11 protein-coding genes are annotated in these 13,642 nt (G+C 65.1%); 3 read left to right on the top strand and 8 right to left on the bottom strand.

Features of this window, described 5'->3' with window-relative positions; translation table 11 throughout:
• Window positions 1-213 precede the first annotated feature (213 nt).
• From GSH16_RS07930 to GSH16_RS07910, 5 genes are all read right to left on the bottom strand, one after another.
• Window positions 214-1,731: a Ppx/GppA phosphatase family protein gene (locus GSH16_RS07930; protein WP_160853795.1), complete on the bottom strand. Its 1,518-nt coding sequence runs from the start codon at window positions 1,729-1,731 to the stop codon at window positions 214-216.
• 30 nt (window positions 1,732-1,761) lie between these two features.
• Window positions 1,762-3,975 (bottom strand): RNA degradosome polyphosphate kinase, encoded by a 2,214-nt coding sequence (locus GSH16_RS07925; protein WP_160853793.1) that lies wholly within the window; start codon window positions 3,973-3,975, stop codon window positions 1,762-1,764.
• Complete coding sequence (locus GSH16_RS07920; protein ID WP_160853791.1) at window positions 3,968-4,693, bottom strand: P-loop NTPase family protein; 726 nt, start codon at window positions 4,691-4,693, stop codon at window positions 3,968-3,970. Before GSH16_RS07920 ends, GSH16_RS07925 begins: the two co-directional genes overlap by 8 nt.
• Window positions 4,690-5,748 carry an AI-2E family transporter gene (locus GSH16_RS07915; RefSeq protein ID WP_160853789.1) on the bottom strand — a complete coding sequence of 353 codons (1,059 nt, stop codon included), beginning with the start codon at window positions 5,746-5,748 and terminating at the stop codon, window positions 4,690-4,692. Before GSH16_RS07915 ends, GSH16_RS07920 begins: the two co-directional genes overlap by 4 nt.
• A gap of 152 nt (window positions 5,749-5,900) precedes the next feature.
• Window positions 5,901-6,665 carry an NAD kinase gene (locus tag GSH16_RS07910; RefSeq protein WP_160853787.1) on the bottom strand — a complete coding sequence of 255 codons (765 nt, stop codon included), beginning with the start codon at window positions 6,663-6,665 and terminating at the stop codon, window positions 5,901-5,903.
• Window positions 6,666-7,035: 370 nt separating this feature from the next.
• Here GSH16_RS07910 and glyA point away from each other — a divergent pair, with 370 nt between their 5' ends.
• Complete coding sequence (glyA, locus tag GSH16_RS07905; protein WP_160853785.1) at window positions 7,036-8,331, top strand: serine hydroxymethyltransferase; 1,296 nt, start codon at window positions 7,036-7,038, stop codon at window positions 8,329-8,331.
• A gap of 192 nt (window positions 8,332-8,523) precedes the next feature.
• Entirely contained in the window at window positions 8,524-9,303 is a 780-nt protein-coding gene (locus GSH16_RS07900; protein ID WP_160853783.1) for an HAD family hydrolase, read from the top strand.
• Here GSH16_RS07900 and GSH16_RS07895 read toward each other — a convergent pair.
• Together GSH16_RS07895 and GSH16_RS07890 are read right to left on the bottom strand one after the other, a co-directional pair.
• Complete coding sequence (locus GSH16_RS07895) at window positions 9,288-9,938, bottom strand: glutathione S-transferase family protein (RefSeq protein WP_160853781.1); 651 nt, start codon at window positions 9,936-9,938, stop codon at window positions 9,288-9,290. The genes GSH16_RS07900 and GSH16_RS07895 overlap by 16 nt on opposite strands.
• Complete coding sequence (locus GSH16_RS07890; protein WP_160853779.1) at window positions 9,935-10,528, bottom strand: TetR/AcrR family transcriptional regulator; 594 nt, start codon at window positions 10,526-10,528, stop codon at window positions 9,935-9,937. The genes GSH16_RS07895 and GSH16_RS07890 overlap by 4 nt, the downstream gene beginning before the upstream one ends.
• 123 nt (window positions 10,529-10,651) lie before the next feature.
• Here GSH16_RS07890 and GSH16_RS07885 point away from each other — a divergent pair, with 123 nt between their 5' ends.
• Window positions 10,652-11,737, top strand: a complete 1,086-nt coding sequence (locus tag GSH16_RS07885; RefSeq protein ID WP_160853777.1) for a ligand-gated ion channel — start codon at window positions 10,652-10,654, stop codon at window positions 11,735-11,737.
• 16 nt (window positions 11,738-11,753) lie between these two features.
• On the opposite strand, the gene GSH16_RS07880 is transcribed toward GSH16_RS07885, so the two are convergent.
• Entirely contained in the window at window positions 11,754-13,580 is a 1,827-nt protein-coding gene (locus GSH16_RS07880; protein ID WP_160853775.1) for a PHA/PHB synthase family protein, read from the bottom strand.
• Window positions 13,581-13,642: the final 62 nt, after the last annotated feature.

The raw sequence follows: 13,642 nt of genomic DNA, 5'->3' as shown, positions 1-13,642 counted from the left end.
CCGCCCGCAAGAAACGAATTGAAACATGGTGCCAAATCTGCTTAATAGGTGCGGCAGACGGTCGCCCCCCTCCTATCGGGGACAAGAGACGACCGCGCACACGGACGGGCTCGGGATTGGCTCAAGTCTAGGGGAAAGGAAAGCGGTCCGCATTGCGGACCGTTTTTCTTTGAACGGAACGAACGGCTTCCCGGATCTTCTTCAGAAACGGCTTCAGGCAGTGGCGCGCAGTTCCGGCGCGAGGCCCAACCGGTCCGCAAGGGCTGCGAGCCGACGCTCCACCGCCTCGCCCTCCAGCGCGCAGTCCGGCCCACTCAGCGTCAGCACCAGCCGGTCCGACTCGACCGACAGCCGCGTGCGCAGAAGCGCGCCGCCGACCGATCCCGACAGCATGGCACCGAGCCGCAGCGCCTTGCCGAGCGTCAGCGCCTGCTCCACACGGTGGGGCGGCAGCATCGCGGCCGCGAGCGCATATTCCGGCATCTTCTCCGCATTCTTGTAGCGCGCCAGCACCGCCAGCCCGAGGAACATCCGCCCGCGATGGTCGAGCCCGCTGTAATTGGCGCGCGCGACACTGTCGAAACAGATCTCGCCGCGATAGTCGGGATGCGCGCGCCAGGCAATGTCATGCATGTGGCAGGCGGCGCGCACCACGCGCTGCTCGGCCTCGTCCAGCATCGAGACGATGGGCTGCATCCAGTCATAGAGCGCGGCGCCGAAGCCGGGAAAGCGGCTCTCGCGCGCTTCGAGATGGCGGGCCACTTCCAGAAGCGGATCGCTTTCGCGCAGGCTGACCGGCATCCGGTCATAGAGCACCCCTTCCCGCAGCCCGTAGCTGGAGAAGGAGACAAGCTCGGGCGAGAAGCTTTTCAGCATCCGCCGCAGCACACGGGCGGCAAGCGGCACCAGCGCAAGGCGCGCCGATGAGGTGTCGGTCAGCCCGGCCAGGTCCTCGGGCGTGGAATCCGCGATCCAGTCGAGCGTGTCGCGCAGGTCCTTCGGCGCCAGTTCATATTCATGCAGCACCATCAACGGATAGTCGCGCCGGTACATGTCGAGCCGCGCGATGGCGCGCCAGGAACCGCCGACAAGGAAGAGCCGGTGCACAGCTTCGGGAAAACTCTGCCGGAGCAGGCCGATCTGGTCTTTCAGATGTGTTCGCAGATCGCCGCCACCCTCGATCAGGTCGCGCAGCTTCAAAGGCCCCAGAGGCGAGGTCTGCAAGCGTCCGATCTGCCCGTCGGCCACCTGCGCCAGTTCCATCGACGCGCCACCGATGTCGCAGACCAGTCCGTTGGCATGCGGCCAGCCCAGAAGCACGCCCTTGGCGGAGAACTCGGCCTCCTCCGCGCCGCTCGCGACCCGGATCGTCAGTCCCGTTTCCGCCGCCACACGGGCGCAGAAAGCAGGTCCGTCCTCGGCCTCGCGCACGGCGGCGGTGGCGACCGCGACAAGGCCGCCAAGCTTCATTTCCCGCGACAGGGCGGCGAACCGGTGCAGCGCGTTGAGCGCCCGGATGCGGCCCTGCGGGTTCAGCCGCCCGCTTTCGGCCAGTCCGGCCCCGAGCCCGCACAGGATTTTCTCGTTGTAGAAATAGGCCGGAGAGCGGGCGATCCCGTCGAAGACGACGAAGCGCACCGAGTTGGAGCCGACATCGATCACGCCCATGCGCGCGACCGGATCGGCGGGTGGCGCGGGCGCCGCGCCGGGACCGTCGGGCAGGCTCAGCACGGGCGCCCTGCCCGTTTTGTGGCGCGCCAGTCAGTCATCATAGGAATGGGTCAGGCGCGGCACATCCTTGATGCCCACGCTGCCGCGCCCCGACAGGGACGGATTTTCAAGGAAGAACCGGTGGCAGTTGAAGAGCCGCTCGCCCTCGGCCCCTTCGTGGCGGATGTAGCTGCCATCGGGCTGGAGCACCCAGCTCTGCGCCTCGTCGGCAAGGTTCGCTGCCATGATCTGGTCGAGGATCTGCGCCCGCACGGTCGCGTTGGTGATCTCCACCAGCGACTCGACGCGGCGGTTGAGGTTGCGGTCCATCCAGTCGGCCGAGGAAATATAGACCCGCGCCTGTTTCGACGGCAGACCGGACCCGTTGGCGAAACAGGCGATGCGGGAATGTTCCAGAAACCGCCCGACGATGGATTTCACGCGGATATTCTCGCTCAGGCCCTTGATCCCGGGGCGCACACCGCAAATGCCGCGCACGACCATGTCGATTTTCACACCCGCCTGGCTGGCGCGGTAGAGCGCATCGATCACATCCGCCTCGATGATCGCGTTCAGCTTGACCCAGACCGCAGCCGGGCGTCCGGCGCGGGCATGTTCGATCTCGGCCTCCAACTGATCGAGGATCGTCTGTTTCAGGCCGATCGGGGAAATGGCGAGATTTTCGAGCTTCTGCGGCTCCACATAGCCGGAGACGAAATTGAAAATCTTGGTCGCGTCGCGCCCCAGCGCGGCGTCGCAGGTGAAGAGCGACAGATCGGTGTAGAAATTCGCGGTGATCGGGTGGTAGTTGCCGGTCCCGAAATGGGTATAGGTCACGAGGTTCCGCCCCTCGCGCCGCACCACGGTGGAGATTTTCGCATGGGTCTTCCAGTCGGTGAACCCGTAGACCACCTGCGCCCCGGCGCGTTCCAACTGGCGCGACTGTCGGATGTTGGCGGCCTCGTCGAACCGCGCTTTCAACTCCACCAGCGCGGTGACGGACTTGCCATCCTCAGCCGCCTCGCACAGCGCGGCCACGATCGGGCTGTTCTTGGAGGTGCGGTAGAGCGTCTGTTTGATCGCGACCACGTCAGGGTCCCGCGCGGCCTGCTGCAGAAACCGCACGACGCTCTCGAAACTTTCATACGGGTGGTGCAGCAGCATGTCCTTCTGGCGCACGGCAGCGAAGATATCCCCGTCGAAATCGCGCACGCGCTCTGGGAAACGTTGCGAGAATTGCGGCCAGAGCAGGTCGGCGCGGCTGTCGAGCACCATTTCCGACAGGTCGGCCACGCCGAGCACGCCGTCGATCTCGATCACCTCTTCTTCGGCCACCTGCAGGGCCGAGATGATCGTGTCGCGCAGGTCGCGGGTCGTGGACCCGGTGATGGTGAGGCGGATCACCTCCCCCCGGCGGCGGCGCTTCAGCGCGGTCTCGAACTCGCGCACCAGATCCTCGGCCTCTTCCTCCACCTCCAGATCGCTGTCGCGGAGCACGCGGAACATGCAGCTCGACTTGACCGTGTAGCCGGGGAAGAGCTTGCCAAGGAACACCTGCAACATGCTCTCCAGCGGCAGGAAGCGCTGGCCCTCCTCCGCCTCGTTCACCACCTCGATGAAACGCGGGATCTGCGCGGGGATCGGCAGGAGCGCGTCGAGCCGCCGCTTGCCCTTCTTGCTCTGGAGTTTCAGCGCCAGCGCGAACCCCTCGTTCGCGATGAAGGGGAACGGGTGGGCCGGGTCGATGGCGAGCGGGGTCAGGACCGGGAACACCTGACTGACGAAAACCTCTTCCAGCACGGCCAGATCGGTCTCGGTCAACCGCTCCGGGGACAGGATGAAAAGATTCTCCGCTTCCATTTCAAGTTGCAGGCTGCGCCAGATATCCTGCTGGCGGGCCATCAGCTTGCGAGCGCTCGTGTCGATCTTCTGCAACTGCTCGGCCGGCGTCAGCCCGTCGACGCTCGGATGGGCGAGCCCCGCGCGCACCAGCCCGCGCAGACCGGCCACACGGACCGAATAGAACTCGTCGAGGTTGCTGCCCGAGATGGACAGGAACCGCACACGCTCCAGAAGCGGGACATTCGGGTTCTCCGCTTCCTCCAGCACGCGGGTGTTGAAGCGCAGCCAGGACAGTTCGCGGTTGAAAAACCGGTCGGGGCTCTCGGGATCAAGCTCGGGCATCTCGACGCCCGGTCCCGGCGCCGAGCGCAGGAAATCCGCGTTCACCCGTTCGGGCAGGTCGCGGGCGGCATCGTCAGGCATCGGCTTGGCTCCTTTGCTGGCCCGGTTCGGGCTTGAAGAGGATCTCTGACGCCAGGCGGACGGTGACCGGCCGCCGGCGGCGCAGCGCCTCGCGGTCGAGCGTGGCCACGACATGGGCCGCCGCCTCGAACGACCGGTCAAGCCGCACGGCAAGATATTCGATCAGATCGGGGTCCACGATCAACTGCCGGTCGGAAAAGAGTTTCACGAGCACGGCCATCAGGAGCGCGTCATCCGGCGGATCAAGCCGCGCCACGGGCGTCGCTCGTAGCCGAGAGGCAAGGTCAGGCAGACCGATCTCCCAATGGGCGGGCGGCAAGGCACCGGTCACGAGCAGGTGCCCCTGCGCCTGCAGCACGGCATTGTGCAGGTGGAAGAGCGCGGTTTCCGCCTCGCCGCGGGCGGTTTCGGGCAGGAGCGCGAGCCGGTCCACATCCTCGACCGCCAGCGCCGGCACCTCGGTCAAAGCCGCAAGATCCCAGTCCGGCAGATCGGCCGCACTGATGACCCGTGCGCCGCATTCGGTCGCCCAGACGCCTGTCAGGTGGGTCTTGCCGGACCGCGCGGGGCCGATCAACGCGAGCTTGCGCTCCGGCCAGTCGCGCCAGCCGTCCAGCTGGCGCACGGCGAGCGCGTTGGCGTCCGAGACGAAGAAATCCCCGCGCCCGCGTGCCGCACGGCTTGGCAGGTCGAAAACAAGCTGTGTCGCCCCGCTCATTGCCCGGGTTCCCCTGTGTAGAGCCGGCTCGCCTGATACTGGTCGAGCGCGAAACGGCCCAGTACGCCGATGGCCGCTGCGGTCGGCACGGCGATGAGCAGGCCGAGGAAACCGAAGAGCGTCCCGAATGCGGACAGGGCGAACATCAGCCAGACCGGATGCAGGCCGACCGAACTGCCGACCAGATATGGCGTCAGCACATTGCCCTCGACCGCCTGTCCGGCGAAGAAAACGGCTGCCACGGCGAGGATCCAGATCGGGTCGCCCCAGAACTGGAAGAGGGCCACGCCGATCGCCAGTGCGCCGCCGATGATCGCGCCGACAAAGGGAATGAAGGATATGAGACCGGCGAACAGCCCGATGAAGACGCCGAATTCCAGACCGATCAGCACCAGAGCCACGGCATAGAAAGTGCCGAGGATCGCACAGACCGAAAGCTGCCCGCGCACGAAGCCGGCAAGCACGCTGTCGATCTCGGATGCCAGCCGGCGGATCGTGTCCACATGGTCACGCGGCAGCCAGCCGTCGATCACGGACACCATCCGGTCCCAGTCGAGCAGCAGGTAGAAGGCCACGACCGGCGCGACGACGACAAGCAACAGGAAGTCGATCACCGCGAGCGACGAGGACAGGACCTGATTGAAAAGCGCCATGCCCTTGTCGGCGGCGACATCGCGCAACGATTCGATCCCCTTGGCGAGCCCGCCATCGGCGGCCAGCAGGTCTGGAAACCGGCTTTCCGCCGCGCCGCGCAACTGCTGCACATATTGCGGCAACGCACGACCGAGTTCGGCCCCCTGCTCGATGAAGACCGGAACCAGCAACACGAAGATCAGCACCACGATCAGCACCATGACGATCGAGATGAGCGTGGTGGCCAGAACCCGCGACAGGCCCATTCGTTCAAGCCGGTCGGCCACGGGATCGAGGAAATAGGCAATGGCCGCGCCAACGACAAAGGGCAGGATCGCGTCACCGAGCAGCCACAGGATCGCGACGAGCGCAACGAGCCCGCCAGTCCACCACAGCACCTGTTCGCGGATGCCCAGTTTCATAGTCGCTTCTTCCTCCTTGTCGGCGCGCCGGCTCCCCGTCGCGGATGCCGTCATGTCTTTCCGGTGTGATCGGGCATCGCCGTGTCACATGCAAGCCCGGAAGCCGTATCCGCCGCTCTGCCCTTGGATCAGGTGCCGCGGGCGCGCGGCCGTCACACGAACTGTTCGCGGATCAACCGCTCGTCGAGCCCGTGTTCGGGGTCGAAAAGGAGCCGGTGCCGGATGTCAGGCTCCGAACGGATATCCACCGTCACCACATCGCGCACTTCGGTCGAATCGGCCACGGCCGAAACCGGCCGCTTGGCATGTTCCAGAACCTCGAACCGCACCTGCGCCGTCTTTGGCAACAGCGCACCGCGCCAGCGCCGCGGCCGGAAGGCGGCCATGGCGGTCAGCGCCATCACGTCCGATTCGATCGGCAGGATCGGTCCGTGAGCCGAGTAATTATAGGCCGTGGACCCGGCCGGCGTGCAGACGAGCGCCCCGTCACAAACCAGTTCCTCCATCCGCTCGCGCCCGTCGACCGAGATCCGCAGCTTGGCCGCCTGCGGACCGGCCCGCAGGAGCGATACTTCGTTGATCGCAAGCGCGGTGCGCATCTCGCCGTCGCGGCGCGTCGCTTCCATCCGCAGGGGATTGATCACCGTTTCCTCCGCGGCGGCGAGCCGCTCCGGCAGGTCGGCGTCGGAAAAGGCGTTCATCAGAAAGCCCACCGTGCCGCGATGCATCCCGTAGACCGGCACATCATGGCCCTGCATCTCGTGCAGGATGTTGAGCATGAATCCGTCGCCGCCAAGCGCGACGATCACGTCCGCATCTTCCGCCGGATGCTGGCCGTAGCGCTGGCGCAGCGCCACCATTGCGGCATGCGCGCCCGGCGTGCCGGCGGCACGGAAACAGATCCGTTCAAATCCCACTCGTGTCGCCCTTCGTTGCTGCGCTGCGGCAGTTTCGCCGCTTCGGGCGCGCAACTCAAGCGCCTATCCCCTTGGCGCTGCGGCGGATTTGCGCATGACCGCCTGCCGTCGGAACCGGAACCGCCGGCGCGCACGGGGTTTCCTGTCGGAAACCGACGGCCGCTTTCCGCACCCTGCGCGCGCCGAAATCCGCGCGGCAATGCGCAAACGCGCCGATTTCACCCTTTTTCACCTGTCACGGCAGGGCTAAGAGAAGCGCAGAATTCTGCATGGCACCGCCTCTCACCGCCGCGCGCTTTTATGTTTCCTATAGGAAACAAGCGCGATAGAAAGGCCGCAACTGCAGACGGGCCACCTGAGGAGACCTTGAATGGACGCCACCATCCGCGATTCCGGCTTTTTCACCGAACAGCTCGACAGCCGCGACCCAGAACTGTTCGCCGCCGTGACCGACGAGCTCGGCCGCCAGCGCGACGAGATCGAACTGATCGCATCGGAAAACATCGTCTCCCGCGCCGTGATGGAAGCGCAGGGCACGGTCCTGACCAACAAATATGCCGAAGGCTATCCGGGCCGGCGCTACTATGGCGGCTGCCAGTATGTTGACGTGGCCGAGACGCTCGCCATCGACCGCGCCAAGGCACTTTTCGGGTGCGACTTCGCCAATGTGCAGCCCAATTCCGGCTCGCAGGCCAACCAGGGGGTCTTCACGGCACTCATCAAGCCGGGCGACACGATCCTCGGCATGAACCTCGCCTCCGGCGGGCACCTGACCCACGGCGCCGCCCCGAACCAGTCGGGCAAATGGTTCAACGCGGTGCAATATGGCGTGCGCAAACAGGACAATCTGATCGACTACGATCAGGTGGCAGACCTGGCCAAGGAACACCAGCCGAAGCTTATCATCGCAGGCGGCTCGGCCATTCCGCGCCAGATCGACTTCGCGCGGTTCCGCGAGATTGCCGACAGTGTCGGTGCCTACCTGATGGTCGATATGGCCCATTTCGCGGGTCTTGTGGCGGCCGGCGTCCACCCGTCGCCCTTCCCGCATGCCCATGTCGCCACGACGACCACGCACAAGACGCTGCGCGGCCCGCGCGGCGGGATGATCCTGACCAATGACGAGGCGATCGCCAAAAAGGTCAATTCGGCCATCTTCCCCGGCATTCAGGGTGGCCCGCTCATGCATGTGATCGCCGCCAAGGCCGTGGCCTTCGGCGAGGCCCTGCGCCCCGAATTCCGCGCCTATCAGGAGCAGGTCGTTGCCAATGCCAAGGTGCTGGCAGACACGCTGATGTCGGGTGGGCTCGATATCGTCACCGGCGGGACCGACACGCATGTGATGCTCGTCGACCTGCGCCCCAAGGGTGTGAAAGGCAACGAGACGGAAGTGGCGCTCGGCCGTGCGCATATCACCTGCAACAAGAACGGCATTCCGTTCGATCCCGAAAAGCCGATGGTGACTTCGGGCATCCGGCTCGGAACGCCGGCGGGCACCACGCGCGGCTTCGGCGCGGACGAGTTTGCAGAGATCGGCCGGATGATCGTGCGGGTCGTGGATGGTCTTGCCGCCAACGGTTCGGACGCCAATGGCGAGGTCGAAGCCGCCGTGAAGGCGGATGTGGCCGCGCTCTGCGCCCGCTTCCCGATCTATCCCGATCTGTGATCCGCGGGCCGTCAGCCCGGACAGATGAATTCTCGTGCAGGCCGCTCCGGACGGGGCGGCCTGATCCGTTCGGGCAAGGTTAACGCAAATTGAGCCGATGCCTGCACCTGTTGGCGTAACCATTTGTAAATCAGACGCGTTCAAAGATCAGGGTTCGGTTGGCGCGCGGGGCCCGAACAAGGAATGATGCCGGTGGATCTGACCGGACTCGTTTTCAATATCGAAGATGCGTTCGCCGACATGGCCGACCTGCACCGTCAGGCCTACAATCACGCATTCGAGGATCTGGGCCTGAACTGGATCTGGACCCGCGCCATGTATGCCGGTGTGCTCGACCTGCCGGACGGGCCGGGCCGGATCATGGATTTCATGCTGCGCCGCCATCCCGATTTCGCCACCGCCTTCGATGTGGGCGGCCTCTATGAGACGATCTACCGGATCAAGCAGCAGCATTTCAGCCGGTCCATCGCAGCCGGTCGAGCCACACCCCGACCCGGCGTGCTGCGCCTGCTGGAGGAAAGTGACCGCGCCGGGCTGAAATCGGGCGCCATCATGCAGGGCACGGAATCGGATTTCGACCAGTTGATCCGGAAGCTGACCGGCCGCCCGCCGGAAAAGGCCTTCACGGCCTGGCATGTGTTCGAGGCTGGCGGCCTGCACATGAGAGAAGGCGCGCGCAACGCCCGGGTCGACCTGCTCGCGCGCTTGGGCGAACAGGCAGGCTCGCTCGTCGCGATCGAGGATTCGGACCGCAGCGCGGATGTGTCGGTGGAACTCGGCATGCCGGTGCTGGCCACGCCCGGGATCTACAGTTCATCGGACAAGTTCGGCACGTCCCGCATGGTTCTGAGCGATCTTGGCCAGCGGGATGCGCCCTACAGGGTCATCCGCGGTCTCGACCTGAAGGCCCCGCTGGTCGGCGTGGACACACTGCGCACGATTGTCGGCGTGCCCGATCAGTCGAGCGGGTAGAAGGGCTGCATGTAGATGCCGTACCCCTCAGGCGCGCCGAATACCCCGTCCGCCGCGGGACGGGCGCGGAGCCGCTCGAGATAGGCCATCAGTGCCGGCATGTCGCCCAGTTCGACGAAATGGCCCGACACCCAGACCGAGTAGCCGACCGCAATATCCACCGCAGTAAACGTCCCGAGCAGGTGGTCGCGGGCGGCCAGTTGGTCGGCCACAACACCGAGCGCCCGGGCCAGCCGCCGTGTTTCCAGCTTCATCTGCACCGGCGAACGCGCCTCCGGCGGGCGCAGGACAAGATGCGACTGGGTCAGATAGGCCGCGTGCACCGCGATCGTTTCCGCATAGTGGAGCCATTGCAGCCACGCGGCCCGCTCCGCATCGCCGGGAGGGCGCCAGAGCGGCGTGTCAGGCACGGATTCGCACAGATGTTCGGCGATGGCCCCGGATTCGTAGAGAGTCAGGCCCCCTTCCTCATAGCAGGGCACGCGGCCAAGCGGATGGCGGGCCAGATAGTCGGGGTCCTGCAGGGCCGATCCGAACCTGTGAAGCCGAACCTCGTGCGGCAGGTCGAGTTCCCGGAGCAGCCAGAGGCTGCGCAGCGACCGGCTGTGCGGCACGTGGTGCAGCAGGCGCTTCATGTCAGGCCCACCGCGCCGCGCACCATGGACAGATAGGTTTCCTCGATCTCCTCCAGCGTCAGCCGCCCGCCGGAGCGGAACCATGTGGTGACGCCGGTCAGCATGGCGATGAGCGCCATGGTGGCCAGACGTGTATCAGGAATGTCGAACCGGCCCGCGGCCACACCGGATTTCAGGATATCCTCCAGCACATCCTCATAGGCGCGGCGCTGCTTCTGCAGGAGCGCCAGATTGTCAGGCTCCAGATTGCGCAGCTCCATATAGGCAATGAACACCTCGTCCGGCCGGCCGGCGTGGAAGCCGATATGGAAGCGCACGAACTGTTCCAGCCGGTCCTCGGGCGCGGCCCCTGCATCTGCCTCCGCCTGCCACGCGTCGAGAAGCTCCGTCATATGCGTGGCCATCAGATCGGCCAGCAGGCTCTGCTTGTCGGGCGTATAGAGATAGAGCGCCCCCGCCTGCACGCCGATGGCCTGCGCGATCTGGCGCATCGACACGGCCGCATAGCCATGCCGGGCGAACAGGCTGGTGGCCGCCCGCCGCAGGTCCCGTGCCGTTTTTTCCCCGTTCGATCCGGTTTTGCGCGCCATGATGCCCCTCTCGCGGCGACGGTAACTGAACGACCGTTCAAATGCCAGTGGGTGCTTGCCGAGAGGGCTTGCCAGACCGGCGCCGCTCGGCAAATCTGGCGCGACCAACGAGGAGAGCAGTGCATGAACCGGACCACCCGCCCCGCATCCGGCCCTCTGGCGCCCCTTCTGCGCCTGCTATTGGTTATGGCCCTGCTGCCGCTCTGGTCGGGGTCCGCGATAGCACAAGCTACACCCGCACCTGTTCAGGCCTGCGCCCTGCCCGCGTTCGACACGAATGTGCGCCCCGGCGCCGGTGATGGCCCGACGGACGTCGAGATCGGCATGATCGTCGCCGACGTGCTCGGCATCGACGATGTGAACCAGCAGATCGAGGGCGATTTCCTGATGGTGCTGGAATGGACCGATAAGCGGCTGGCAGATTTTGGGGGCTGCCGCTTTCCGATCACGCAGGTCTGGTTCCCGCCAGCCAACCTGCTCAACAGTTCCAACCTGAGGGCAACCTACACGCAGGCGCGCAATCAGGTGAGCGTGGCCGAGGGCGGTCGTGTCACCTACCTGCAGCGGCTGACCGGCACGATTTCCTCCTACCATGACCTGCACAAGTTTCCGTTCGACCGGCAGCAGATCACGATGGAGTTCGCCTCCCCGTCCCTCGGCGTGGATGAATTCCAGTTCGTCCCCATGGTGGACGGCGCGCGGCTCGCCGACACGCTCAACATCGAGGATTGGGACATCCGCGGTGTCACGATCAGCGCCGCGAACAGCATGTTGAGCACCCTGCAGGAAGAGCGCAGCATCGCTGCGGTCACCATCGATGCGGCGCGCTATTACGGCTTTTTCCTTTTCAAGATCATCACGCCGCTGACGCTGATCGTGGCGATGAGCTGGACCGTCTTCTGGATTCCGCCGCAGAAATTCGAGGCGCAGATCGGCTTCGCCGCGACATCCATGCTGACGCTGATCGCATTCCAGCTGACGACGAGTTCCATCCTGCCGCGGCTCAACTATTTCACGACGCTCGACTGGATGCTCTTCGGAGCGACGCTGCTCGTCTTCGCGGCCCTGCTGGAGGCGCTCTACACCGGCACGCTCGCGCGGCGCGGGCGCGAGGCGCAGGCCCAGCGCATCGACTATGTCTGCCGGTTCGTCTTTCCCGCGGCCTTCGTGCTTTTCTGGGGCGGCACGGTCATTACCAGCATCCGCTGACCGAGCGGCCAGCCCGTCAGCGCTGGTCGAAACGCAGTTTGACGTAGCGGCCGGGCGCAGGCTCGATCTGGCCGAGTGTCGCGCCGGGCGCGCGGGCGGGCACCCATTTGCCGGACCGCCGCGTCAGCCAGCGGTCCCAGTCCGGCCACCAGCTGCCCTGGGTTTCCGTCGCGCCGTCGAACCAATCCTCGAGCGTCGGCTGGTCCATATCGTCATTGGTCCAATACTGGTATTTCTGCGCCGCGACAGGGTTGACCACACCGGCAATATGGCCCGACCCCGACAGGATGAAACGCAGCTTGGCGTTCTTCATCATCCGCGCGCCGCGATAGACCGATGCCGCGGGCGCGATATGATCCTCCCGCGTGGCGACGTGATAGACCGGCCCCTTGATGTCGGCGAGCGTGATCGGCGTGTCGAGCACCGAAAGCCCGCCCTTCACCAGCGCATTGTCGCGGTAGAACCGTTCCAGATAGAAATGGTGCACCTTGGCCGGCATGGCCGTGCTGTCGGCATTCCAGTAGAGCAGATCGAAGGGGAACGGGTCCTTGCCGAGCATGTAATTGTTCACGACATAGGACCAGATCAGATCGTTGGACCGCAGCATGTTGAAGGCGCTCGCCATGGTCTCGGCGGGCAGGTAGCCCTCCTCCATCTGCTCGTCCACAAGGTCGATCGTCCGGTCGTCGACGAAGACCTGCAACTCGCCTGCATCCTCGAAATCGAGCTGCGCGGTAAAGAAGGTGGAGGAGGCGATCCGCTTGTCGCCCTGCTTGCCGAGCCAGGCCATTAGCGTGCCCGTCAGCGTCCCGCCGATACAGTAGGAGGCCAGATGCAGCTTTTTCTGCCCGGTTTCTTCCAGCACCTTGTCGATCGCGGCCAGCGCGCCCTTCGTCAGGTAGCTGTCCCAAGTTTCGTCCTTCTGCGCGCGGTCAGGATTGACCCAGGAGATCATGAAGACGGTGTAGCCCTGCTCCACCAGCCAGCGGACCATGCTCTTCTTCTGGTTCAGGTCGAGAATGTAGAACTTGTTGATCCAGGGCGGGATGAAGAGGATCGGCACCGAGCGGACCTCGTCCGTCGTGGGCGCATATTGGATCAGCTGCAGGATCTCGTTTTCCCAGACCACGGCACCGGGCGTTATCGCCATGTCGCGGCCGACCTCGAACGCGTCCATGTCGGTCTGCCGGATCAGGAGTTTGCCCTTCCCGCGCTGCATGTCCTGCAACATCATCTGCAAACCACGGACGAGGTTCTGGCCCTTCTCCTTCGCCGTGGTCTCCAGCACTTCGGGGTTGAGCGCGAAGAAATTGGCGGGGTTCATCGCCTCGACATATTGCCGGGTGTAGAACTCCGCCTTCTTGCGGTCGCGCGGGCTCAGATCCTCCACCGAATGGACGGTGTTCTGGATCCAGCCTGATGTCAGCAGATAGGACTGTTTGATATAGTCGAAGAGCGCGTTTTGCGACCATTGCTCGTGGGAGAAACGTTTGCCCGGCGCTGCCATGTCGGGCAGGTTCGGGGCCTCGGCCTCTTCTTCCGCGCCCAGCCATTTGAGGAAACTGTGCTGCCAGAGACGGTTCTGCTCGGTCCAGAATTCAAGCGTCCGTTCGGCCAGTTTCTCGGGATTGTCCCAAAGTGCGCGTGTCAGTTCGGCAAAGGCCGGCATCGTGTTGAGCGGGTCGGGCTGGGTCTGGGGCTTCTCGGCAGCCTGCGCTTCGAGGAAGGTCTGCCAGATCTGGGCCGAGGTTTCCGCCGCTTGCGCCATGTTGCGCGCGAATTCCTGACTGTCCTCCGTCAGCTCCTCGAAATCCTGTTCCAGATTCTGCCCCTTCTCGCCCATGCTTCGCCCGACCTTTCGCCTTGTTCCCGTCCGGTGACCGGTCTTACTATGGCAGAGCAGGG

It is taken from the genome of Oceanomicrobium pacificus (genome assembly GCF_009833495.1).
Lineage (GTDB): Bacteria > Pseudomonadota > Alphaproteobacteria > Rhodobacterales > Rhodobacteraceae > Oceanomicrobium > Oceanomicrobium pacificus.
The sequence above is the reverse complement of the archived record's forward strand: the minus strand, read 5'-3'. Positions and strand labels throughout refer to the sequence as shown.